Genomic DNA, 24,369 nt, shown 5'->3' with positions numbered 1-24,369 from the left:
GTCTCAGCCCTCCCCCTAGCCCCCTCCCAGTGGGAGGGGGAACAGTTCCCTCCACCTTTGGGGGAGGGTTAGGGAGGGGGTAGCATACTTTTTAGAACACCATCAAAAAGCTGACGCTAATGCCATCACCCACAAAATAAATAATAGGGTTAATGCCAAAAACTGGGCGGCAGAACCGACATCTTTACCAATTTTTGCTAAGGGGTGACGCTCGGTGGAGGTGTGGTCAATACTTGCCTCAATCCCCGTATTAAATAGCTCAACAATCAAGGATACAAACGAGGCAAACACTAGTATCATTTTAATCGCTAAAGCAAACGGCATAAATAACAGTGCCACAAATAGCCCTAAATTTAGCCATAGTACCTGCCGAAAAGCTGCTTCATTTTTGTAGGCTGCCATAAAGCCATCACGAGAATAGCCGAATGCTTTGACAATACGGCTAACACCACCTTTACCTTTGACTTCAGCCGCAAAACTTTCTGCAACTTGTTCCCCTGCATCGGGGGTATACTTGGCGTGGCGAGAATGTTTGGGGTCTTGCATACTGTGTGCCTTTTTTTGCTTATTTACTTAATTTAGTTATTTATTGCGTTGCCATAGCCATTCTGCCAATTCAATCAACGCATTATTTTCGCTTATATTGTCATTAGAGTTAGAATTAGTAAATTGTGCTAGTAAATCAGCTTTTGCCTCAATAAAAAGCTGTTTGGCATAGGCTTTGGCAGGCTCAATCCCCATCAATTTCACATAGGTAGATTTATCCAATTTTTCATCACTGCCCGCAGGCTTGCCCAAGTCGTTAGTGCTGGCAGTCACATCCAAAATATCATCTTGTACCTGAAATGCCAGTCCAATTTGAGTAGCAAAGCTCTGTAGTGCTGTGCTTTGCTCGCTATTGGCATGAGCACAGATACCACCCATCATGGTTGCCGCTTCGATTAAAGCTCCTGTTTTATCACGGTGGATGGCTTCTAATTCATCTTGACTGATTTGCTGCCCCTCAGCATTTAAGTCGAGCATTTGTCCTGCCACCATACGTCTAGCACGAGGAGCAAAAGTATTTAGTAGTTGTATGGCAATGCTGTCATCTATGCTCTTAAAGCCTAATATATCTGATGTTAGCACCTCAAACGCTAATGTCTGCAATACATCACCTGCTAGTAGAGCAGTTGCTTCATCGAAGGCAATATGACAAGTTGGACGTCCACGGCGCAAATCATCGTCATCCATACAAGGTAGATCATCATGAATAAGTGAATAAGCATGTAGTAGCTCAACAGCAAGCATGGCACGGCGGCAAGCATGGTTTAATGGTTGCTGAGGATTAACGCTACTAAAAGCACAAGCAACTAATAAAGGGCGCACCCGTTTCCCACTGCCTGTCATGGCATAGTGGCAGGCTGCTTTAAGTGGTTCAGGTAAGGTGACAAACGTAACATTTGATAAACTGCTTTGTTGTTCATTGCCAAATAGAGCGGCAATATCATCTTCTAAAACAGACAGCACGTTTTGCATAAATACATTAAAGTTTGGCGTTTGCTGAAAGCTGAATTGAGTATCATCAGTATGATGAGTAGGGTGGCTTGGCTGAGTGGTTTGGGAAGTTAAAGATGACATATAGGATACGGTAAGCTAAAGGTGAATGTTTGATAAAGTCTATTTTCTGCTGAGTACATATTATATTGTCGCTGTCATATTATATATGGCTTTGTGCATTTATTATGTGTCAATCTCTATGAAACGCTTGTTTGCTCAATTTTTTAAATAGCTGTTTCAATGAGTATGAGTGCTTTTGTTATATAAGATGAAGTTTTTATATTATAACTGAGGTGAATACGTCTTAACTGCTGAATAAATCAGTATTACTGTCTTTATTTAGAAAATAAAAGCTTTGTGACAATTTATTAATATTTTTTATTTCACTATATTTCGTCATTTTTTTAGTCTAAAGTAAGGGTAATCTAAATTACACAAAGCTAGATGCTACTTCATTTTCATCACTTTTACGATAAAAAATTGTAAGAAAAATTCATAGTCGTGCAAGAGTTTATGACTTGTGAGTCAGGCGTTACATTGTGACAGTGAGGGGGCAAATCCCCTACACTAAGTAGCGTTCTGAATGAATATCATAACAACACAAACAACCACAGAAAAAACGAGGAGAGAGGAATGATTTATCAAGGTAATCGCATTTCGGTATCAATGCTAGATGATGGCATTGCCAATATGCAGTTTAATGCCGAAAATGAGAGCGTCAATAAATTTGATGCTGAAACCAATAAACAGTTTGCTGAGGCAGTCAGTGCCTTAGAGCAGGCGGATGAGGTCAAAGGTCTTGTCGTTACTTCTGGCAAAAGCGTGTTTATCGCTGGTGCTGACATTACCGAATTTTTAAGTATTTTTGAAGAGCCAGAAGAAAAAATCCTATCTTGGCTACTTGAAATTAACCAAATATTTAACCGTTTTGAAGACCTACCATTCCCCAAAGTTGCTGCCATTAATGGGGCTGCCTTAGGCGGTGGTTGTGAGATGACATTGGTATGTGAATACCGTGTGATGAGTGATAAAGCACAAATTGGTCTGCCTGAGACTCAGCTTGGTATTTTCCCCGGCTTTGGTGGTAGCGTGCGTACACCACGCTTATTAGGTATCGACAATGCACTAGAGCTAATCGCTACTGGTAAACCACAAAAACCTGCCGATGCGTTAAAACTTGGCTTGGTTGATGCGGTGGTTTCTGCTGATGACTTACAAAATGCTGCCATTGATTTGGTCAAAAAGTGCATCTCAGGTGAGCTTGATTGGCAAGCCAAACGTGAAGAAAAACTAAACCCTGTTAAGCTAAACCAACTTGAGCAAGCGATGGCATTTAACAGTGCTAAGGGCATGATTTTTGCCAAAGCCAATCCAAAACAATATCCTGCTGTTGCCTTAGCCATTGAAGCGATTGAAAAACACGTGAATTTGCCACGTGACAAAGCCATCGAAGTAGAAGCCAATAACTTTGTCAAAGCCGCCAAGACACCACAAGCAGAAAGCTTAGTTGGTATCTTCTTAAATGACCAAGCAGTGAAAAAACTGGCAAAACAGCACAGTGCCAAAGCTCACGACATCAATGAAGCGGCAGTATTGGGCGCTGGTATCATGGGTGGTGGTATCGCTTATCAAGCCGCCAGCAAAGGCTTGCACATCATCATGAAAGACATCAAAGCTGAGCAGCTTGATTTGGGTATGGGTGAGGCAAGCAAACTGCTTGGCAAAATGGTTGAGCGTGACCGCATGACCCCAGCACAAATGGGCGAAACTCTAAGCCGTATCCGCCCAACCCTAAATTATGGTGACTTTGGTGAGACTGATATCGTTATCGAGGCGGTGGTCGAAAATCCAAAAGTGAAACATGACGTATTAAAAGAAGTCGAAGGCTTGGTTAAAGACGACTGTATCCTAGCCTCAAACACTTCAACCATTTCTATCACTTATCTAGCCGAAGTATTAGAGCGTCCAGAAAACTTTGTCGGTATGCACTTTTTCAACCCTGTACACCGTATGCCATTGGTCGAAGTTATTCGTGGTGAAAAGTCTTCTGAAGAGGCGATTGCTACTACCGTTGCCCTAGCACAGCGTATGGGTAAAGTGCCTGTTGTGGTCAATGACTGTCCCGGATTTTTGGTAAACCGTGTGTTGTTCCCTTACTTTGGTGCATTTGATTTACTGCTTAAAGAAGGAGCAGACTTTGTACACATTGATAAAGTCATGGAAAAATTTGGCTGGCCAATGGGTCCTGCTTACTTGATTGACGTGGTTGGTTTAGACACTGGCGTGCATGGTGCCGAAGTGATGGCAGAAGGTTTCCCAGACCGTATGAAACCTGACTATAAAGGCGCGATTAAGCACTTATTTGAAAACAATCGCTTAGGTCAGAAAAATGGCGTCGGCTTCTACAAATACGAAAAAGACAAACGTGGTAAGCCACAAAAAGTCGCTGACGATGCCACCTATGAGCTACTAAAAGCAGTGACAGATAATGGCAGCCAAGAGTTTGATGACCAAACCATCATTGACCGTATGATGCTGGCTTTCTGTAACGAAACCGTGCGTTGCCTAGAAGATAACATCGTCGCTACCCCTGCTGAGGCTGATATGGCAATGATTATGGGCGTTGGTTTCCCACCGTTCCGTGGTGGTCCTTGCCGTTACATCGACCAAATGGGCTTGGATAACTACTTAGCATTGTGTGAAAAATACGCTCATCTTGGCAAAGCCTATGAAGCACCACAAAAAATCCGTGACATGGCAGCCGCTGGTGAGAAGTTTTATCCCACTGCGTCAAAAACCGCTTAGTATAACGATGACACCAAAATATAAAAAAATTGAAAGGAGTTTAGTATGACAACTTTAAGTCCAAAAGACGTGGTCATCGTAGATGGCGTACGTACGGCAATGGGTAAATCAAAAAATGGTATGTTTCGCAACGTGCGAGCCGATAGCATGTCAGCCGAATTGGTGCGTGCTTTAGTCGAGCGTAATGACTTTGATACCAATGATGTGGAAGATGTGATTTGGGGCTGTGTCAATCAGACCTTAGAGCAAGGTATGAACATCGGGCGTAACATCGGCTTACTTGCTGATATTCCAAAAACTGCGGGCGGGCAAACAGTCAACCGTCTGTGCGGCTCATCTATGCAAGCTCTACATACTGCCGCAGCACAAATTATGACTGGTCAAGGCGATACCTTTATCATCGGTGGTGTTGAGCATATGGGACACGTCGGTATGATGCATGGTATCGACATCAACCCTGAAGCCTCAAAGCACTATGCCAAAGCCTCAAACATGATGGGCTTAACCGCAGAGATGCTGGGTCGTATGAACGGCATTACTCGTGAACAGCAAGATGCGTTTGGTCTTGAGTCACATCGTCGTGCTTGGGAGGCGACACAGCAAGGTCGCTTTGATAACGAAATCATTGGTATCGAAGGTCATGACGAAAACGGACATCTACAGCTTTGTACCGTTGATGAAGTGATTCGCCCTGACGCCACTTTAGAATCTATGCAAAAATTACGTCCTGCTTTTGACCCTAAAGGTGGTACTGTGACTGCCGCGACTTCATCGGCATTGTCTGATGGTGCGTCTGCCATGTTAGTGATGTCAGCACAAAAAGCACAAGATTTGGGGCTAAAACCACGTGCACGTATTCGTGGTATGGCAGTAGCAGGTTGTGATGCAGCCATCATGGGTTATGGTCCTGTTCCTGCTACCCAAAAAGCGCTAAAACGTGCAGGCATGAGCCTTGATGACATGCAAACTATTGAGCTAAACGAAGCCTTTGCGGCACAAAGTTTGGCGGTATTAAAGTCGCTTAACTTGTTAGATAAGCAAGACATCGTCAACGTCAATGGTGGTGCAATCGCACTTGGTCACCCACTGGGCTGTTCTGGTGCTCGTATTACCGTTACTTTGCTCAATGCGATGGAGCAAAAAGGTACGCAGTTTGGACTTGCGACCATGTGTATTGGTCTGGGTCAAGGTATTGCAACCGTGATTGAGCGTATCTAATCATCGATTTATTTAACTGTTTTTGATTAATGTTAACTTTTGAATGATGTTAAAAAGGCAGGTTGCTAATGGTAACCTGTCTTTTTTATTTGTTATGATTCTTATTTATTGTAGCCATGAACACGAGGTATGGTACGTAAAAAATCTTTGACAGGTTTTGATAACTCAGTCAGTGGATTGCCTGTTAAATCAAGTTGCCTTAACTCTTTTAGATGACAAATACTTTCAGGTAATGTGCTGAGCTGATTATAACGAATATTAAGCTCTGTTAATTTAGTGAGTTGCCCAATACTTTCAGACAGTTGGGTTAGTTGATTATTCCCAATACTAAGCCTTTCTAAATTAGTCAGTTGTCCAATTTCATTAGGTAAATAGGTAATTTTGGGCAGGTGAGCTTTGTTCTCATCATAGCGATTAAGATTTAATTCTGTTATCGCCAGCAGTTTTTCTTTATCTCTTGGTACTTCATTCTCTGGAATCTCAAACTCATCTGCCCACGCAAAGATTTTTTGTGTCCAGTTATCATGATGAGCCAAAGTCATACTTATCTTTCCTATTTGATGTCATATTTATCGTTGAGTCATTTTGTCGATAAAAAATGTATTTTGAATTATATTCAATAATAATTAATTTTTAACTGCTTTGTTAGGGTTTAAGGATAAATTCTTGTGTTAGTCTTATTTATATTATTGTAAGTGAATGGTAATATATGTGTCATAATTGGCATTTAGTGATATGGAATGAATCATGATTGCCATGTAGGATTCATGTGAGGAGTGTGTGGAAGGAAGTCAGCAATAGCAGACATGGTTTTTAGTGGCTTTTTTAAGTCATTTAGTCGCAAATAGATAGTAAAAATAATTAAATAATGAAAGTTTTTTATTAGTATTATCATGTTACATATTCACCATCATCGCTTTACTATGGATGGTAGGGTGAGTAATTCTTTTATATTTATATTTTATTCTTAATAATACCATTCTTAATATTGTGAGTTTTTTATGTTGTCATTTTTTAGCAAGCTATTTCGATTTAGAGTGTTGTTTTTATCTTTATTGGCTTTTGTACTATTAATCTCAGGTATTTTACTGAGTAACTATATTGTTAATTATCACGTAGAGCGTAACTCAGGCATCATTTATGCTGCTGGTGAGATGAGTGACCAATTTTATAACTTAGCTTTGGATATTCAACAACTGAGTTTGGCACAACCCAATGAGCGACCACAGATTATTGAGCAGACACAAAAGGCGCAGGCAGAAATTAATACTTTAATTGAGCGACTGGATAAGGGTGGGACTTATGAATATAATTATGGAGATGAAGGTTATATTGATGTTTCTGCCCTTGATTCGGAGACTAGTCGGAAAGCATTAAGCGAACTACGTCAAGTTTGGCAAATATATCAAAATAATATTGATTCTACGATTGATGGAAACAACTATAATAGTAATCAAGCATTAGCAAATTATGCTTATGAAAATAAAGATAATATTTATGATACCATTGATAAGATCTATGCAGATAGGTTTGAAAATAACCAATATTGGACAGAAATTGCTAAATATATTTTGTTTATTGATATGATTTTTGCGGCGTTATACTTTTTATGGTTTATTTTTTATTTTGTTCGTAGACTATTAATTTCTGAAGAAAATTTACAAACATCAAATCAACAAATTCAAGATATTCTAATAACCATCAAGGAAGGGTTATTTTTAGTAGATAAAGATTTGGTTATTGCTGACCAGTATTCAACTGAATTAAAAAGAATGTTACAAAAAGAAAATATTGCTGGTAAAAAATTTACTCAGCTATTAGAAGATAGTATTAGTGCAGAAGATTTAGAGAATACCAAAACCTTTATTGATCAACTTTATAGTCCTTGGGTAGTAGAAGAATTAATTACGGATTTAAACCCTTTAAAGCGCATAAAAGTGGCAAGTAATGATGATAATGGGATGCCAGTTATACGCTATTTAGATTTTGATTTTTATCGAGTGGTAAAAGAGGAAGAAATCGATAGGGTATTGGTCAGAGTCAGTGATGTTTCTGAAGCGGTAGAGCTAGAAAGACGCTTGATTGACGAGCAACAACAAAGTAGCCGTCAGATTGAAATGCTAAGCAATATATTGTCATTAAATAAAGAAATGCTCCAGACCTTTTTGGACAATACATTTATTCGTTTGGAAATTGTGAATAATATTTTAAAAACACCCGGTGCAAAAACATACGAAATGCAGCAAAAGGCACAAGAAATATTTCGACAAATGCATAGTATAAAAGGTGAGGCATCTTTTTTACGATTATTACCTTTTGTTGATTTGGCACATGAAACTGAAGAACATGTTAAAGTCTTGATAAATAAACCAGATTTGGTGGGTAATGACTTTTTGGCAATGGCGGTGAGTTTTGATTCTTTATATGAGTTGACTAAATTTGTATCACAACTGGCAACACAACTGAATTTATATGATGGTAAGAAATCAACATTAGAAAATACGAGCATTCATCATTTAGATGAAAATCCAACAGAAGAGGAAATTATACATATAATAGATTCTAATAGTAATGATGAAGTAAACGATGATGAAGTAAATAATGATGAAGTAAATAATGATGAAGTAAATAATGATGAAGTAAATAATGATGAAATAGATGGGATAAATGAAAAAACTGATCAAAGTATAGAAGCTAGTTCCAAGAATTTTGAATCTACGAATGCGATTATTGAAAATAATCAGAGTGAAGTTGAAGTAGAGGCACTAAATACTTCTAAACCTGAAATAATACAGTCAGAGCCACTTCAAGATGAACATGCAGCAAATGTAAGCCTTGAAAATATAGAAATAACTCAGCTAGAAAATTTAGAGTCAGAAAGTGAAATGTGTGATGTTGTTTCTGATAGTAAAACAAATGAAACAGCGATGTTTGTTAGCAAAGTAACATCTGACTCAGTAGTGGCATTACAGCTTGCTCAGTTCGTGCAAGACATTGCCAAGCGTTATAATAAACAAGTTCAGTTACAGTGTCAGTATTGGGAGGATAGTAAACTTTCTGCAACTTTACAAATGGGAATTAAAGATATTTGTATTCAGATGCTACGTAATAGTGTGGTTCATGGTATTGAACCTGCTGCTATTAGAAAAGAAATGGGTAAACCAGCCATTGGTAGTATACAAATTAATCTGATGCATGATGAGATTGAAAATTGTGTTTTATTTAGTTGTTATGATGATGGGCAGGGTTTGCAAACAGATAAAATCATTGCTTCATCTGTTGAGTCAGGTGTCATTAGTAGTGAGCGTGCCCATACGTTAACTCAAGATGAGGTAACACAGCTTATCTTTGGAATCGGTGTCTCAACTGCTGAAAATATTACTGAGGATGCAGGTAGGGGCATGGGAATGGATATTATCCAATCGCAAGTGGCAGCACTGGGTGGTACTTTAAATTGTGAGAGTCGCACAGGTGAAAGTACCAAATTTAATATTGTTATTCCCCTTGTTTAAGTTAGTGTCTTATACAAACCAAATAAATTAGGAAAAGATATGCATAAATTGATGATTGTCGACGATTCTAACATCATGCGAAATCGTATTGAACGAAGCTTTAAAGAAGATAATATCGAAATTGTTGCCACTGCTGGCGATGGCGTAGAAGCATTAAAAGAATTTGATCTGCATCAACCTGACTTAATTACCATGGATTTGACCATGCCGCATATGGATGGTCTTGAATGTATTCAAAAAATTATTGCTAAAGAGACAGGGGTTAGTATTTTGGTTGTCTCCGCATTGAGCGATAAGGCAACAGCTTTAAAAGCCCTTAAATATGGCGCACGTGGATTTTTGTGTAAGCCCTTTGGTGAAGAGGAATTAGTTAATGCTTTGAATAAATTGATTAAATATCAGTTAAAACGCTAAAGGTTTGAATCCTACTCTCAACTTGATTGACTCAATTAAAATATAACCCATCCCCAATCCTTTCTTTAAAATAGGGGCAGGACGGCAGGACTTAAAAGCCAGCTCCTTCCCCTAATAATGACAGTTTTATGAAGACTTATTGAGCAACTTTATAACATAAAGCTTATGCAAAAGTATGATATTCGCTTTATAAAGCGGCGAGCAATTTTTACGAAGCCTCTGGAATTACGTACAGCCAGCTCAGAGTATTAAAGGTAATGATTACCAATCGCTAATAATCTAGAAAAATGCGTAAGTTCTATACCAAAAGGATATTGCATTGGTTATGTAAAGGGTATATAAATAAGGTGGTAAAAAATGTAACTTATTAATATTAATGGAATTTTTACTATGAAATTTTTAACTATTACCCTATCATCAGCCATGCTTATGTTGTTAGCGGGCTGTGCCACCACCAGTAACCCTTGCCAATCAGACAATCCTGTGTATCAACAAAAATATCGTGCTGCCATCGCCAATGGTCAAAGTGAACAAGCTGCACATAAAATCGCCAATGATGCGTGTGTGAATCAGCAGATGGGTGAGATGTCAAAAGAAGTTGGTTTATAAATTGATGATAACTGCTGGTGATAAAAGTTAAAAACAAGTAGGTAAGGGCAGACTACTTTTAGTTTCCATAACAGCACATATTATCACTTGTAACTAAAACGCTTCTGGCATAATGTTAGAGGCGTTTTTTGTATTTAATATTTAATAATCACTAGCAATCATTCAGACTTACTAACACAGTTACTGTCAATACAAACATAAAATGAGAAATAGTGGAAGAAGGAAAATAGCATGTCCACACGTACCCAAAATCGCTCAAAAACAGTGGCAAAAGTTGCTTTGATTAGTCTAATTGGAACAGGGGTAGCACTGCTTGCCAATGCTAAAAATATTTCAGCCAAATTAGCAGATGAGCATAATGTAAAGACATTACAGCCACAGACAATCAAAGGTGCAGTGAATAAAACAGTAGAAGTTTTTAGCTTAATGACACCGCAAGGTCAGCAGTATCATGTCTATGACCCAGAATCAATTATTGATGAGCTGGCAAAGCAACGTGGTATTTATAGTCATTATTATCAGATGGATAGGGTTTGTATCAAGGGGTTAATTAGTAAAGTGGGCAGTTATGGGCATTTAGGACAGTTTGAGCGGCAATTAACGGTGACTGGACGCTGTGATTAACTTAACTGGTGATTGACGGAACTGTTAGACTGTGTCTTAATAAAAGTCTATCCATTTATCAGTAAGATATGGATTATATCGCAATGGAATGAATGTGACCGCTAATCAATTTTAATGATAACTTTCGCATAAACAAGGAGAGAACTATGTCCACGATTACGACCGATAAAACCTACCGCATCATGCGTGATAACTGTCAGGCAATGCTGATTGATGTACAAGAAAAACTCACTCCGCATATCTATCGCCATCAAGAAATCATCCAAAAGACAGTTACCTTACTCCAAGGGCTACAAGCATTAGATATACCAATCATGCACAATGAACAATATAAAAAGGGACTGGGTGAGACTGTCCCTGAGATTATGGCGGTATTAGGTAATACTAAAGGGCAGCAATTTGAAAAGGTCAGCTTTAGTGTTTGCGATGATGACGAAGCATGGAACTATCTGGCACAGCAAAATCGCAATGCCGTGTTGTTATTTGGGGTAGAGACGCATGTTTGTGTGATGCAAACAGCTTTAGATTTGCTTGATAATGGCATGCAACCCATTATTATCGCTGATGCTACAGGTTCACGTAATGCGTATGACCGCAGGCAAGCCATACGTCGTATGCGCCGAGCAGGTGCGGTGATTACCACTACTGAGGCGATATTGTTTGAGTTGTGTCGTAGCTCAAAAGACCCTGCATTTAAGACCATCAGTAATTTGGTGAAATAGATGCCATCAATTTCAATGAATAGTGATGTTGATAATACTGTAGCAAGCTTTAGTGAAACTGCTGTAGAAGGCACCACAGAAAATGTGGTAGAAAGTATGGATACCATGCAAGACATCACCCAGTTTCTACTACAGCTTGATGCGCTTAAACACATTGAGCGGCGCAGTTATATCACGGGTGGCAGTCGGCTTGAGAACTCTGCTGAGCATTCATGGCATTTAGCAATGGCAGCTTGGGCGATTGCTACCTATTTTGAGTTACCACTTAATCATGAACGCTTATTGAAGATGGCATTGGTACATGATTTGGGTGAAATAGATGCAGGTGATACCTTTTTGTATGCACCTCAGCGTTCTGAGGCTCATCTTGCTGAGCGTCAAGGTATGCAGCGTTTACAAAATCACGCGGGGCATGGTATCAGCGATTTAGTAGCGATATGGGAAGCGCAAGAAACAGGAGCAAGCAGTGAAGCGAAGCTGATTAAAGTGGTTGATAGGCTGTTGCCATTTTTGCTTAATATCAACACAAAAGGCAGAACGTGGCAAGATTTGGGCGTTAGCCGCTCGCAAGTAGCGGCAGCACATGCGTTTATTGCCAACGAGTTTCCAATTATTCATCATTGGATATATGTGCAGATTGAACACGCTACTAAAATGGGTTGGCTGATTGATGAGTAAATGAGCAAGGCATACTTATGATAACCACTATTTTAATAGGCTTAAAACGCTTAAAAAATAGGTTTATTGCTATCGGACTGATGGTGTTTTTGAGTAGTGTTATTGCTACAGTAGCTCAAGCAGGTGTGGTCAGTTCTGGTAATAAACTGGCACATGATGCCAAAAAACAAATCGGGGTGACGGTGGGCTATGACCCTGCTTATCGTCAGCTAGATTTTCCACGAGGTGACGTGCCTCAGCATATAGGGGTTTGTACCGATGTGGTTATTCGTGCTTATCGCCTACAAAACATTGATTTGCAACAATTGGTCAATCACGACATGAAAAATAACTGGTCTGCTTATCCCAAAATTTGGGGGCTAAGTGGTACAGATAGCAATATTGACCATCGGCGTGTGCCCAATCTTGAGGTATTTTTTGCCCATCGTGGGCAGAGTTTATCATTAACAGATAAAAGTAGCTTTAAAGTAGGCGATATTGTGACTTGGCGACTGCCCAATGGTAACTTACCTCACATTGGCATCGTTTCTGATAAAAAAACCATGAATGGTACACCGCTGATTATTCATAATATTGGGCGTGGGACCCAGGAAAATGATATTTTATTTGCCTATCCTATCTCAGGGCATTTTCGGTATTAAAACTCAGCTATTGAAGCCATGCCAATAAAACTATACTATTAAAATCATATCATCAACATCATGGTTAAAATAATCTTATCTTAAATTCAAGCACTCAATACTCACTGCCGACTTAGTAGTTGTTGCCAGTTCAATCTTATGAAAAAATCAACGCTTATTATATTAACCAGCATTTGTGTCATTGAAGTCCTGCTTTTGCTGCTATTAACACTTGCTTTGCCGCTTGGGGTATTGCCATACTTTTCTGATTTATACCGTTCTTTTGGCGCAAAGCCACATCAGAGTTATTTTATTTTACAACGATTTGCTCATCTGCTGTGGTTATTGCCAATACTGGATATTGGGCTATTGCTGCTATCAGTACTGGCTAAAAAAAAGACATGGTTTTTTTTATTAATGGGATTTGTGTTATTGCAAGCTGTGATGATATTAATCCCATTATATAGTGGGGTGTTTATCATACCAACAATAACGAATTAAGCTTTCTATTCTTGTACTGAGATTCAAATATTCGCACCTGCCATTTTTTGTGAAGAGACACTGGCAGTCCCCATCAGCTCACCCATTTTAATCACAGATTCATGCTGTAAACCGACTTGCCACTGTGTATTGGCAGCCTCAGGCAAAATCACAATGGCGGTTGAGCCTAAATAAAACCTTCCTAATTCATCGCCTTTTTTTAGTGGTATATGATGCGTTTGTTCTTGTATGGTAGTTGTACTACGTTTCATTTTGCCTGTAGCAACCGTTTCGATGCCAGCAACAATCATTGCACCAACTAAGACCACAGCGGCAGTGCCAAATTCGGTATCAAATAAGCATACCATGCGCTCATTGCGCGCAAATAAATCAAGCACATTATCGGCAGTGGTGTTATTAACCGAAAATAATGTACCGGGAAGATAGCGGGTTTTGATGAGTGTGCCATCAAAGGGCATATGCACTCGGTGGTAGTTGCTTGGTGCTAGATAGACGGTGGCAAACGTGCCATTTTGAAAATATCTGCCTTCTTCGATTGAGGCAAGTAGATGTCCAATGTCATACTCACGCCCTTTGGCTTGCAATATCTGTTCACGATTGATACGACCGATTTGTGACACCATACCATCAGCAGGCGAGACGATACCATTTGGTGTTTGGTCAATCGGACGCGCATTGTCTGCTAACTCACGCGTAAAAAAGTCATTAAAGCTGTCATAATCATCTAAATCTGGACGAGCATAGTCATTCATCTTGATGCCATATACTTTGGCAAAGGTATGCACAAACGCTTTTGTTACCAGTGGGTTTTTGCTGGCAGCCACCTTACCCACTACTTTACTAAGTAGTTGCTGTGGTACGATATACTGTGAGGTGGTAAATAGTTGTGCTTTTTTATTCCCACGTTTCTTGGTGGGTTTGTTATCAATGTTATTCATAATGGTTAATATCTTGATGATGTGGATGCGTCATTATTAATATGAAGTTAATAAATAGAGAGATAAAATAATATATTGACCTGAATTCGGGATAAGGGAATTACTAACCAACTGAAAATAATTAAGTTTTTGCTACTTGTCTATAAGCAGATACATTTTTCAATGATGGTTTAAGTGGAAACCAACAATAAGCAACCAATCCTGCCAATAAATTGGCAGCAAAACCAGACACACTACGATGACGAGAATGCTCAATCTGACACAAGTTCTTCAACTCATCAAATACCGTCTCAATCAAAGAACGTTGATTAAGTAGACCTTCATCAAAAGGGTCAAGCGTCTGCTTTTTCATGTTTTTACGTAGCTTAGTCATGAAGTCTATATCATCTTCCAAGAGTGTTTCTTTAAGCTCCTGACTAACATAGCCTTTATCTCCAAATAGCTTGCCAAACAAATCATCTGCCATGCCCTGTTTAAGTGGAACTCTATCATCTATATTGCCTCGTGTTACTCTAATGACCAGTAATTCACCATGATGATTAATAACAGCGTGCAGCTTGAATCCATAAAACCAACCCATACTTGTCTTGCCTCGTTCAGCAATACCTTTAAAAACTTTATGACGTTTGATTCGTTTGTTATGACAGACTGATAGTTTAGTAGCATCAATAAAACTAATACCAGTGCAATGTCCCATTAAGCTTTTAAGATAAACACATAGCGGCATTATGCTGCGAGGTATCAGTTCTATAAAGCGAGAATAGCTCGGTAGATTAGGAAAGTATTCTTTCATCATGCCAAGCATATGATGATAGTAAAAGCCTTTAAATTGCCGATAACGTAGTTGATGAAACAGTACCAATATGGTCATTATCTCTGGTACACTTATCTTGCATGCTCTTAATCGCTTTCTGCCATTTTCGATAAGCTGCTTTTCAAATTCTGGTTTGAATTGTTGATAAAAGTCGTCAATATGGCAGTATAGTTCGGTTAGGTTATCCATGTAAGAAGTCCTTTTTGTTAAGTTTGTCTTGGTAAACTAACTTTAACAATTTTGGACTTCTTTTTTAATACCTCGCTTATCCCGAATTCAGGTTATATTGGGTTATTTTATCATGTTTTAATCATCAATTTAATGAGGTAGTTATGCGGGCAGTGATTCAGCGAGTAACACAGGCAAGCGTTTGTGTTGATGGCAAAACCATTGGACAGATTGAACATGGGATTTTGGCGTATATTGGTTTGGGGCATGACGATAGCCTAGAGACTGCCAAAAAACTGGTGGATAAAATACTGACCTATCGTATTTTTGCTAATGCAGAGGATAAGCTTGATAAAAATGTGCAAGAGGTGGGTGGCGGCTTGTTATTGGTATCGCAGTTTACGTTGATGGCAAATACTCGTAAAGGAAGGCGACCTGACTTTGCCCCTGCCATGTCGCCTAGTGAAGCTGAGGCATTATTTGCCGAATTGGTCACATACGCTAAGACGCAGTATACGCAAGTGGCAACGGGTGAATTTGGTGCAAATATGCAAGTGTCGGCAATCAATGATGGTCCGATAAATTTTTTATTGGAAGTTGAGTAGTCATTGATTGAGTTATTTAAATGGCTTAATTTATGAGAAAAGAGGGTTTATCATCTGGTTGTCATCTCATTGTCATATTGATACGTTGTAATATAACCGTCATAAATCGTTCATTTAAAAGGATAAAAGTATTATGAATAATGAAGTGGTGTTGGTGGTAGAAGATGAGCCAGCCATTCGTGAGATGATTATTACCACCCTTGAGATGGCAGGATTTGATTGCTTGCAGGCAGAAGATGTGCAGCAGGCACACCAGCAAGTTGTTGACCATCGACCCGCCATTATTTTGCTTGATTGGATGTTACCAGGAAGTCAGTCGGGTATTGATTTTTGTCGCCGCCTCAAAAAAGATGAATTACTCTCTGAGATTCCCATCATCATGCTGACTGCAAAAGGGGAAGAGGACAATAAGGTACAAGGGTTAGATGCGGGTGCAGATGATTATATTACCAAGCCATTTTCGACTCGTGAGCTGGTATCACGTATCAAAGCCGTACTCAGACGTAGCAGTGTATTATCTGGAGACAAACCCATCGAGGCGGAGGGGTTAAGTCTAGATCCTGTGAGTCAGCGAGTCTCAGCAGATGGTAATTTGGTAGATATTGGCCCGACCGAATACCGTTTATTGGCATTTTTTATGAGCCACCCTGAGCGTGCTTATACACGTACGCAACTGCTTGATCAAGTATGGGGTGGTAATGTCTATGTAGAAGACCGTACCATTGATGTGCATATTCGTCGACTGCGTAAGGTGCTTGATCCTTATGGTTATGCTGGTTTTATTCAGACAGTACGTGGCACAGGTTATCGCTTTTCAACGCAAGTGAATGGCTAGTATGTTGTTATGGTTGTGATGGCTATAGATTGGTATATAAATACTGTTTTAAAATAGGCTAATTCTAATTAATGACACAATATACCCTTTGAGTAATTTTGGATAGCAATGACATCAACCCCTACTCCGACACAATCTGCTGCATCTAAAAAAGATGAGTCGCATGATTACAGACCAAAAAATGAGCGAGGCATACATAGTAAGAGTTTGTTTTGGGCAGACTTTAAGTGGTTATTGTTTTCAATCATTGTGGGCATTGGGATTGGTGCTTATCTAAGCTATATAGATAAAGGGTCAGTGGCTTGGGGTTTGGTGATTAGTCTATTGACCTATTATATATGGCGACTGGCTGCCATGCAGCAGTTTTATAATTGGCTTAGTCGCTCATTAACTCTGCCACCACCTGAGTTTTCTGGTGGTTTGTCTTTTGTGGCAACTGAGCTATATCAAATTAAAAAGCAAGAGCAACTGACTCATCAAAAGATGATGGGATTGGTTAAAAAAATTCGTAGCTCATTATTGGCATTGCAAGATGCGGTCATATTATTAGATAAAGATGATTGCTTAGAATGGTGGAATCAATCTGCCGAAAAGCTACTTAATTTACGCTCTGAAGATCAAGGTCATTGCATTTTACAACTTATAGATAAGCCTGAGTTTCATGCCTACTACATCAATGCCACCTCGCCTAATGATGGAATACGCTTGCAGTCATGGCAAGATTCTGAGCGTTATTTGCAGTGTGAAGTGACGCATTTTGGGCAAGAAAAGTTGTTGATTATTTATGATGTTACTCGTTTACAGCATTTGGAGCAGATGCGTAAAGACTTTGTTGCCAATGTGTCGCATGAGCTACGCACCCCATTGACCGTTATCATGGGTTATATTGAGACGTTTTCAGATCAGCCAGACCTTGATCCTAAGTGGCAACGAGGCTTTAGTTTGATGTCACAACAGACAAGGCGGATGAATAGTATCATCAATGATTTGCTACTGTTATCGCGCTTAGAGAATGAGGAAGTCACCACCCCAACTTGTGTCGATATGCCAAAAATGCTGGCACATTTATTCGATGATGCACAGGTTTATAATAAAGAGTATGGGCATTTGATTGATTTGCATATTGATTCGCAAAAAAATCTCTATGGCTCGGAGATGTATCTAAACAGTGCGTTATTAAATTTAATTACCAATGCCATTAAATACACCCCCAAAGGTGGTGAGATTAGCATTAGCTGGCAGGAAGTCAAAGATGGCTGTCTGTTTGCCGTTAGTGATAACGGTATTGGCATCGCAGCTGCTCATATTGAGCGGTTAACCGAGCGTTTTTATCGTGTTGATAGTGGGCGTAGTCGTGCCACAGGGGGGACAGGGCTGGGGCTTGCCATCGTTAAACATGTGTTGTATCAGCACGATGCCACTTTAAAGATTGAATCCACTGAAGGGCAAGGCTCGACGTTTAAGGTATTTTTTCCAGCCAGCCAAGTGTGCTGTGGAGAGAGTACAAAACGGCTAGATTGTAATAATCAGTGATGCTTTATTTGGTGCTATAGTCAACGAGCTACTAAATAGCTATATATTTATTTTAACAGTTATTTCTTTAATAAAGGATACGGATTGACCGCCTTGCCATTGATATAAATACCATAATGCACATGCGTTGGCGTGCCTTTGGCATTGCCACTGTCACCAACATAGCCAATAATATCGCCTTGCTCGACCCAATCACCTTCACTAATATCGCCGTATTCTTCTAGATGGGCGTAATAATGCCCTGCACCACCAGGACCAATGACGCTAACCACATTACCACCAAGCCTATCTATGCCTACTTTGCGTACAATACCATGTGTGGTGGCATAAATGGGCGTACCCCGCTCGGCAAAAATATCAATGCCTTCATGTTTGCGTCCTTCACTACGGGCAGCTCCCCATGTATCGGTGAGATGGCGATTGGGTAGGGGATTTGGCAGGCTGTTTGCTGTTGGTAAGTCTTCTTTGAGTAGTTTGGAATATTGACGCAGGTTTTGGATATGAGTGATGGCATCGCTCACATAAGGCACGATGGCTTGGCGTAATTGCGGGATAGTAAAAATTAGCCCTGCAATCAGCACCAGCCATAATATAAGCTTTGCAACAGAGATGAGTACCTGAACAATAAGCGAAGCAGATTTTTTGCGCATACTTGGGTACTCATTTTTGGCAGATGTAAGGGCTTAGTCCAAATCGAATATCTTGCCACGATTCATAATGCCATTGGGGTCAAAGACCTGTTTAATGGCACGTAAATAATCTATCTCAACATTCGGACGGGTGTAATCAAGATATGGCTTTTTGGTCATACCCACACCATGCTCGGCAGACACTGAGCCATTGTATTTTTGCACCACTGCAAACACATGGTCATTGACACTTTTACATTTTTCAAAAAAGCTGTCTTTATCCAGATTTTCAGGCTTTAAGATGTTTAGATGCAAATTACCATCACCAATATGCCCAAACCAGCAAATTTCAAAGTCAGGATAGTTGGCATTGACCACGCTCTCAATGTCATGGATAAAGTCTGGCACATGACTAATCAGCACTGAGATGTCGTTTTTGTACGGTGTAAAGACGGAGATGGTCTCAGAAATATATTCACGCAGTTTCCATAGCTCAGTGGCTTGTGCAATACTTTGACTCATCACCCCATCAATCACCCAGCCATTTTCCATACAGCTCTCAAAGATGCTCATCGCTTTGTCCATAATTGGCTCATAAGGCGCTTCAAACTCAATAAGGGCATAGTATTTGCTACGCTCACTAAAAGGCTCTTGCACATGCCCCGATGCCAATACTTTCTCGATGGCGACACTGTCAAAAAATTCAAAGGCGGTTAAATCAATCTGTGCTTGGAACGCAGATAACACGTGCATCACATGGTCAAACTCATCCATACCCAGTACCATTACGGTTAAATCTTGTGGTGGGCGTTCAAGTTTGATTTGCGCATGGGTGACGATGCCAAGTGTGCCTTCACTACCAATAAATAAATGGCGCAAATCATAACCTGTGGCATTTTTTATCATGCCTTTATTTAAATGTAGAATATCGCCTTTGCCTGTGACCACCGTCAAGCCAAGTATCCATTGGCGGGTCATACCATAGCGGATAACCTTAATACCGCCTGCATTGGTACCAATATTGCCACCAATCTGACTTGAGCCAGCCGACGCAAAATCGACGGGATAATATAAGCCTTGCTCTTCGGCAAACTGTTGTAGCTGCTCGGTGATGACCCCAGCTTCAATCTCGACCATACGGTCGGCAGGATAAAACTGGCCGATTTTGTTCATTTTATCCATGCTCACCACAATCTCACCATTGCTTGCCACTGCACCTGCAGACAGCCCAGTGCGTCCGCCACTTGGGGTAATAACGAAGTTGTAGTCATTGGCAAGTTTGACGATGGCTTGAACTTGCTCGGTAGTTTTAGGAAAGACAATGGCACAAGGGGCAGGGGCAAAATGTTTTGTCCAGTCTTTGCCCCAATATTCTAGACTCTCAGCATCGGTCTTGATTTGACTGTCATCAAAGCCGTGTTTATCAGCCAAAGCCTGCAATAGTGGCTGTACTGTCTGGGTATTATGGATAGTGTCAGTATCGGTTTTAGCAGGGTTGGTATTGCCAGTTGACGCCTGATGTGCACTATGGGTACGCTCATGGGCAGGAGGCTGTATACTAGATAGCGCATCATTGTCGCTATTTATATTATTGGTCGTATTATATGATTGGGTCATGGTTATCTCAGATGTGATTCTAATGGATACAATAATTTTAACACAGTCTGGCAGTTTCGTTGTGTACAGATGGGCATGAGTAATAGTCAATATTACTAAGGATTTATTCAGCTTTTAACCTGACATTTAGGTGAGATTTGTTATAAGATAAGCACCACATTTAGATTGAAATTTTGTTAAAGCAAATTGAGATAAAATACAAAGGGTTACATTATGACTTTATCATTACAGAAAGACAAAATTCGCTTTTTATTATTAGAAGGCGTGCATGACAATGCGTTAAAAGTATTAAATAATGCTGGTTATACCAATATTGAATACCTCACTCATGCGCTTGATTACGATGAATTGGTCGAAAAAATCAAAGACGCACATTTTATTGGTATTCGCTCACGTACTCAGCTAACGCGTGAAGTGTTAGAGCACGCCAATAAACTGGTGGCGATTGGCTGTTTTTGTATTGGTACTAACCAAGTGGATTTAGATGCGGCGCGTGAATTGGGTATTCCTGTGTTTAACGCCCCTTATTCTAATACTCGTTCTGTAGCAGAACTGGTATTGGCAGAAACCATCATGCTATATCGTGGTATCCCAGAAAAAAATGCGGTGGTGCATCGTGGCGGTTGGGGCAAGTCTGCCAAAAACTCGCATGAAGTGCGTGGCAAAATCATGGGTATCGTTGGCTATGGCTCAATTGGCTCACAATTGTCTGTATTGGCAGAAAGCTTGGGTATGAAGGTGATTTATCATGACGTCGTCACTAAATTACCACTGGGTAATGCACACCAAGTTGGTAGCTTAGAAGAGCTATTGCAGACGGCGGATGTGGTGACGTTGCATGTACCAGATTTGCCAAGCACCCGTTATATGATGAAAGCAGAACAGTTTGCACACATGAAAGAAGGCAGCTACTTTATCAATGCTGCTCGTGGTACTTGTGTCGATATTGATGATTTGGCAGCGGTACTTGAGTCTGGTAAATTGCTTGGGGCTGCGGTGGATGTGTTCCCTAAAGAGCCAAAATCTGCTGACCAAGAATTTGAATCACCCTTGCGCAAATTTGACAATGTCATTTTAACTCCACATATCGGTGGCTCAACCCAAGAAGCGCAAGCTAATATTGGCTTGGAAGTTGCTGAAAAATTTGTTAAATACTCAGATGCAGGTGATACGGTCACAGCAGTGAACTTCCCTGAAGTGAGTGTGCCATCGAAAGAAGGCTCACACCGCTTATTGCACATTCATAAAAACGTACCGGGTGTGTTGTCACAAATTAACAGCTCATTTGCCGAAGCAGGCATTAATATTTTAGCCCAAAGCTTAATGACCGAAGGTGATGTGGGTTATCTGGTGATGGATGTGGATAATGATGACTCAGAGGCAGCACTTGATAAGCTTAAAAATATTAAAGAAACCATTCGCGTTCGAGTGTTGTTTTAAGTATTGTTGAGAGAATAATAGTCTAAATAAAAAGAGATAAGTTTTAGGGCTTGTCTCTTTTTTTATGTGATATTTTTTGTGGTAGTGAAAAGCGGAAACAAATACCAAATACGTAGATTTACTCTCAGCATTGTAGCATTGTAGGGTGCGTTTGACGCATAGTTAGATAAAAGATGCATGGAATGCACCCTAAAAAATCACTGCATATATGTAAACCTAGCCTATAAGATTTTATTCCTCAATTTGTATTCATCACTTATCTATGTAAGTTATACTATATAAGAAACCAACTTAAGTGACGCACCATGAACGCATTAAAATCTTTACTCATCTTATTTGCCATTTTTAACCTGACTGCGTGTCAAACTTTAATTATTCAACAAAAAGAAATCACTACGTCTCAACAGCAGATAAATAACTCAATTATCAGTAACTTATTTACTGAAGCCAAAACCAATGGGGTAATTACCATTTATGATGGTAATCATTACGCCTCTTATGGCAATAATGTTGCTAGAGCCAATACTTACTATGTACCAGCTTCGACCTTTAAAATGCTCAATGCCGTTATTGGCATAGAAAGTGGACTGACCAATCCAAATGAAGTGTTTAAATGGAATGGGGAGAAAAGACCTTTAAAGGCTTGGGAAAAAGACTTAACCTTAACAGAGGCAATCAAGGTATCAGCAGTACCAGTTTATCAACAGCTTGCTCGAAGAATAGGCTTAGAGAAAATGCGTTTGGAAGTAGAGCGTATCGGGTTTGGTAATTCTAATATTGGTAATAAGGTCGATGATTTTTGGTTGGTAGGACCTTTAGAAATTACGCCTAAGCAAGAGGCTGAATTTGCATTTAGATTGGCGAATAAAGAATTGCCTGTTTCTTACCAGACTCAAAAGCAGGTCAATGAGATGTTATTTGATGATGTCATCAACGGTAGCAGAATTTATGGAAAAACTGGTTTAGCCATCAATACAGAGCCAAAGATTGGTTGGTTTACAGGTTGGGTGGTTAAACCTAACAATCAAGTTATTTCATTTTCTTTAAATATGGATATGACACAAGATATTGCATTTTCTAAAAGAAAAGAAATCGCTTATGAGAGCTTAAAGCAATTAGGAATTATCTAGTTTTCACCCTTTTTAGTGCGTTGCTAATTTTAGCAAGGAATAATAAATAATATAGGGCAGATTAGTAATAGCATAACCCACCCTACAAAACTATTTTTTCAGTACAAAAACTATCTATTTAACTACTCACCCGCATTTTCCAAACTTGCCTCTAGTTTCTTTTGCAGTTTTTCTTGACGGCGGGCTTCAATAATTTCATTCACCTCACCGCCAATATGTGCTTCACCACGGGCTTTTGCCAGTTGTACTTGGCGTTCACGCTCACGGAAGCGTTCTTTTTGCTCTTCGGTGGCTTTGTCGATGCAATGTGGGCAAGACTCTCCTTTGACATACGCAGGGCTTTGCTTGTCCTCATCGGTGATGGGCATACGGCAGGCATAGCATTGGTCATATTCACCTTTTTCAAGGTTGTGATTGACCGCCACGCGATTATCAAACACAAAACATTCCCCTTGCCACAAAGACTCTTCGGCTGGGATTTCCTCTAAGTATTTGAGAATACCGCCTTCAAGATGATACACCTCATCAAAGCCTTGCTCACGCAAATAAGCGGTGGATTTCTCACAGCGAATACCACCTGTACAAAACATCGCTACTTTTTTATGTTTATTTGGGTCAAGCTCTTGCTGCACATACTCAGGAAATTCACGGAAGGTTTGTGTTTTGGGGTTGACCGCATTTTTAAATGTGCCAATTTGTACTTCATAGTCGTTACGAGTGTCGATAAGTAATACATCTGGGTCGCTAATTAAATCATTCCATTCGCTAGGTTTTACATAGCGTCCGACAGATTCTAATGGGTCGATGCCTTCGACGCCCATGGTGACTATCTCTTTTTTGAGCTTTACTTTGGTGCGATAAAATGGCGCAACATCGGTATAAGATTCTTTGTATTCAAACTCGCCAATTGCAGGCAAGGTACGCAGATATTTTAGTACCGCATCAATACCTTCACGGCTGCCTGCAATTGTGCCATTAATACCTTCAGATGCCAGTAATAACGTGCCTTTGACATCATTATCTAGCATGATGTTTAAGATGGGCTCACGATACTGCTCAAAGTCATCAAAACGGATGAATTTGTAAAGGGCAGCAACGACAATGTTATTGACTTCACTATCGTATGCGACAGGGTTTTTGTTCGGGTTGGTGTTGCTTGTATTATCTGTTGTATTGCTCGTTGTGTTACTCATATTGCTATCTCCTGCTGGCTAGGACGTAAACCTAGTGCGTTTATGATAAATAAAAAACAATGTTATGGCTGATGGAATCTCTGCTATGTAGTCTCTGAAGATATTAGCTTGACTATATTTAACCATAACCTGACTATTTTATAAGATTTGAGTAGATTTTATAAGGGGAGAGAGGATATTAGTATTCGCTTTTAGGTTTTATAGGTAAAGATATAGATAAAGTAC

The 24,369-nt window shown here is 39.8% G+C and carries 23 protein-coding genes; 15 read left to right on the top strand and 8 right to left on the bottom strand.

Going from position 1 to position 24,369, the window contains the following annotated elements:
* Positions 1-102: 102 nt before the first annotated feature.
* Together FHK89_RS12625 and FHK89_RS12620 are read right to left on the bottom strand one after the other, a co-directional pair.
* Positions 103-546 (bottom strand): diacylglycerol kinase, encoded by a 444-nt coding sequence (locus tag FHK89_RS12625; protein ID WP_230659047.1) that lies wholly within the window; start codon positions 544-546, stop codon positions 103-105.
* A 36-nt stretch (positions 547-582) separates the two neighbouring features.
* A complete protein-coding gene (locus FHK89_RS12620) occupies positions 583-1,518 on the bottom strand; it encodes a polyprenyl synthetase family protein (RefSeq protein WP_442966573.1) in 936 nt (311 codons plus the stop codon).
* 654 nt (positions 1,519-2,172) lie between these two features.
* On the opposite strand from FHK89_RS12620, the gene fadB reads away from it, so the two are divergent.
* The gene (gene fadB, locus FHK89_RS12615; protein WP_230659050.1) at positions 2,173-4,344 is read left to right on the top strand and encodes a fatty acid oxidation complex subunit alpha FadB; all 2,172 of its coding nucleotides are present in this window, start codon (positions 2,173-2,175) and stop codon (positions 4,342-4,344) included.
* A 45-nt stretch (positions 4,345-4,389) separates the two neighbouring features.
* Complete coding sequence (gene fadA, locus FHK89_RS12610; protein WP_230659052.1) at positions 4,390-5,562, top strand: acetyl-CoA C-acyltransferase FadA; 1,173 nt, start codon at positions 4,390-4,392, stop codon at positions 5,560-5,562.
* A 101-nt stretch (positions 5,563-5,663) separates the two neighbouring features.
* On the opposite strand, the gene FHK89_RS12605 is transcribed toward fadA, so the two are convergent.
* Positions 5,664-6,104, bottom strand: coding sequence for a leucine-rich repeat domain-containing protein (locus tag FHK89_RS12605; RefSeq protein WP_230659054.1), 441 nt, complete (start codon positions 6,102-6,104; stop codon positions 5,664-5,666).
* Between the two features lie 459 nt (positions 6,105-6,563).
* Here FHK89_RS12605 and FHK89_RS12600 point away from each other — a divergent pair, with 459 nt between their 5' ends.
* From FHK89_RS12600 to FHK89_RS12565, 8 genes are all read left to right on the top strand, one after another.
* Positions 6,564-9,074 (top strand): ATP-binding protein, encoded by a 2,511-nt coding sequence (locus FHK89_RS12600; protein WP_230659056.1) that lies wholly within the window; start codon positions 6,564-6,566, stop codon positions 9,072-9,074.
* Positions 9,075-9,113: 39 nt separating this feature from the next.
* A complete protein-coding gene (locus tag FHK89_RS12595; RefSeq protein ID WP_230659058.1) occupies positions 9,114-9,488 on the top strand; it encodes a response regulator in 375 nt (124 codons plus the stop codon).
* 390 nt (positions 9,489-9,878) lie between these two features.
* Complete coding sequence (locus tag FHK89_RS12590; protein ID WP_230659060.1) at positions 9,879-10,097, top strand: YgdI/YgdR family lipoprotein; 219 nt, start codon at positions 9,879-9,881, stop codon at positions 10,095-10,097.
* Between the two features lie 231 nt (positions 10,098-10,328).
* Complete coding sequence (locus FHK89_RS12585; protein WP_230659062.1) at positions 10,329-10,721, top strand: hypothetical protein; 393 nt, start codon at positions 10,329-10,331, stop codon at positions 10,719-10,721.
* A 146-nt stretch (positions 10,722-10,867) separates the two neighbouring features.
* The gene (locus FHK89_RS12580) at positions 10,868-11,443 is read left to right on the top strand and encodes an isochorismatase family protein (RefSeq protein WP_230659064.1); all 576 of its coding nucleotides are present in this window, start codon (positions 10,868-10,870) and stop codon (positions 11,441-11,443) included.
* A complete protein-coding gene (locus FHK89_RS12575; protein ID WP_230659066.1) occupies positions 11,444-12,121 on the top strand; it encodes an HD domain-containing protein in 678 nt (225 codons plus the stop codon). It begins immediately after the preceding gene.
* 17 nt (positions 12,122-12,138) lie between these two features.
* Positions 12,139-12,762 carry a DUF1287 domain-containing protein gene (locus FHK89_RS12570; protein WP_230659068.1) on the top strand — a complete coding sequence of 208 codons (624 nt, stop codon included), beginning with the start codon at positions 12,139-12,141 and terminating at the stop codon, positions 12,760-12,762.
* 138 nt (positions 12,763-12,900) lie between these two features.
* Positions 12,901-13,242, top strand: coding sequence for a hypothetical protein (locus FHK89_RS12565; protein ID WP_230659070.1), 342 nt, complete (start codon positions 12,901-12,903; stop codon positions 13,240-13,242).
* Between the two features lie 23 nt (positions 13,243-13,265).
* Here FHK89_RS12565 and asd read toward each other — a convergent pair whose 3' ends face one another.
* Positions 13,266-14,180, bottom strand: a complete 915-nt coding sequence (gene asd, locus FHK89_RS12560; RefSeq protein WP_230659072.1) for an archaetidylserine decarboxylase — start codon at positions 14,178-14,180, stop codon at positions 13,266-13,268.
* A gap of 121 nt (positions 14,181-14,301) precedes the next feature.
* Positions 14,302-15,183 (bottom strand): IS982 family transposase, encoded by an 882-nt coding sequence (locus tag FHK89_RS12555; protein ID WP_230656379.1) that lies wholly within the window; start codon positions 15,181-15,183, stop codon positions 14,302-14,304.
* Positions 15,184-15,326: 143 nt separating this feature from the next.
* Between FHK89_RS12555 and dtd the strand changes: the two genes are divergently transcribed.
* From dtd to phoR, 3 genes are all read left to right on the top strand, one after another.
* Positions 15,327-15,767, top strand: a complete 441-nt coding sequence (gene dtd / locus FHK89_RS12550) for a D-aminoacyl-tRNA deacylase (RefSeq protein ID WP_230659076.1) — start codon at positions 15,327-15,329, stop codon at positions 15,765-15,767.
* A gap of 133 nt (positions 15,768-15,900) precedes the next feature.
* Positions 15,901-16,602 carry a phosphate regulon transcriptional regulator PhoB gene (phoB, locus tag FHK89_RS12545; RefSeq protein ID WP_230659078.1) on the top strand — a complete coding sequence of 234 codons (702 nt, stop codon included), beginning with the start codon at positions 15,901-15,903 and terminating at the stop codon, positions 16,600-16,602.
* Positions 16,603-16,710: 108 nt separating this feature from the next.
* Positions 16,711-18,135, top strand: a complete 1,425-nt coding sequence (gene phoR, locus FHK89_RS12540) for a phosphate regulon sensor histidine kinase PhoR (protein ID WP_230659080.1) — start codon at positions 16,711-16,713, stop codon at positions 18,133-18,135.
* Between the two features lie 59 nt (positions 18,136-18,194).
* On the opposite strand, the gene FHK89_RS12535 is transcribed toward phoR, so the two are convergent.
* Both FHK89_RS12535 and FHK89_RS12530 read right to left on the bottom strand, forming a co-directional pair.
* Positions 18,195-18,785, bottom strand: a complete 591-nt coding sequence (locus FHK89_RS12535; RefSeq protein ID WP_230659081.1) for a M23 family metallopeptidase — start codon at positions 18,783-18,785, stop codon at positions 18,195-18,197.
* Between the two features lie 33 nt (positions 18,786-18,818).
* Positions 18,819-20,381 (bottom strand): FAD-binding oxidoreductase, encoded by a 1,563-nt coding sequence (locus FHK89_RS12530; RefSeq protein WP_230659083.1) that lies wholly within the window; start codon positions 20,379-20,381, stop codon positions 18,819-18,821.
* A 213-nt stretch (positions 20,382-20,594) separates the two neighbouring features.
* Here FHK89_RS12530 and serA point away from each other — a divergent pair, with 213 nt between their 5' ends.
* Both serA and blaOXA read left to right on the top strand, forming a co-directional pair.
* On the top strand, positions 20,595-21,821 hold the full coding sequence (serA, locus tag FHK89_RS12525) for a phosphoglycerate dehydrogenase (RefSeq protein ID WP_230659085.1): 1,227 nt from the start codon (positions 20,595-20,597) through the stop codon (positions 21,819-21,821).
* Between the two features lie 305 nt (positions 21,822-22,126).
* Positions 22,127-22,951, top strand: coding sequence for a class D beta-lactamase (gene blaOXA, locus FHK89_RS12520; RefSeq protein ID WP_230659087.1), 825 nt, complete (start codon positions 22,127-22,129; stop codon positions 22,949-22,951).
* A gap of 122 nt (positions 22,952-23,073) precedes the next feature.
* Here blaOXA and trhO read toward each other — a convergent pair whose 3' ends face one another.
* Positions 23,074-24,144, bottom strand: a complete 1,071-nt coding sequence (trhO, locus tag FHK89_RS12515; RefSeq protein WP_230659089.1) for an oxygen-dependent tRNA uridine(34) hydroxylase TrhO — start codon at positions 24,142-24,144, stop codon at positions 23,074-23,076.
* Positions 24,145-24,369 lie beyond the last annotated feature (225 nt).

The organism is Psychrobacter sp. I-STPA10, from assembly GCF_021012795.1.
GTDB lineage: Bacteria > Pseudomonadota > Gammaproteobacteria > Pseudomonadales > Moraxellaceae > Psychrobacter.
This window is presented reverse-complemented; position numbering and strand designations above follow the sequence as displayed.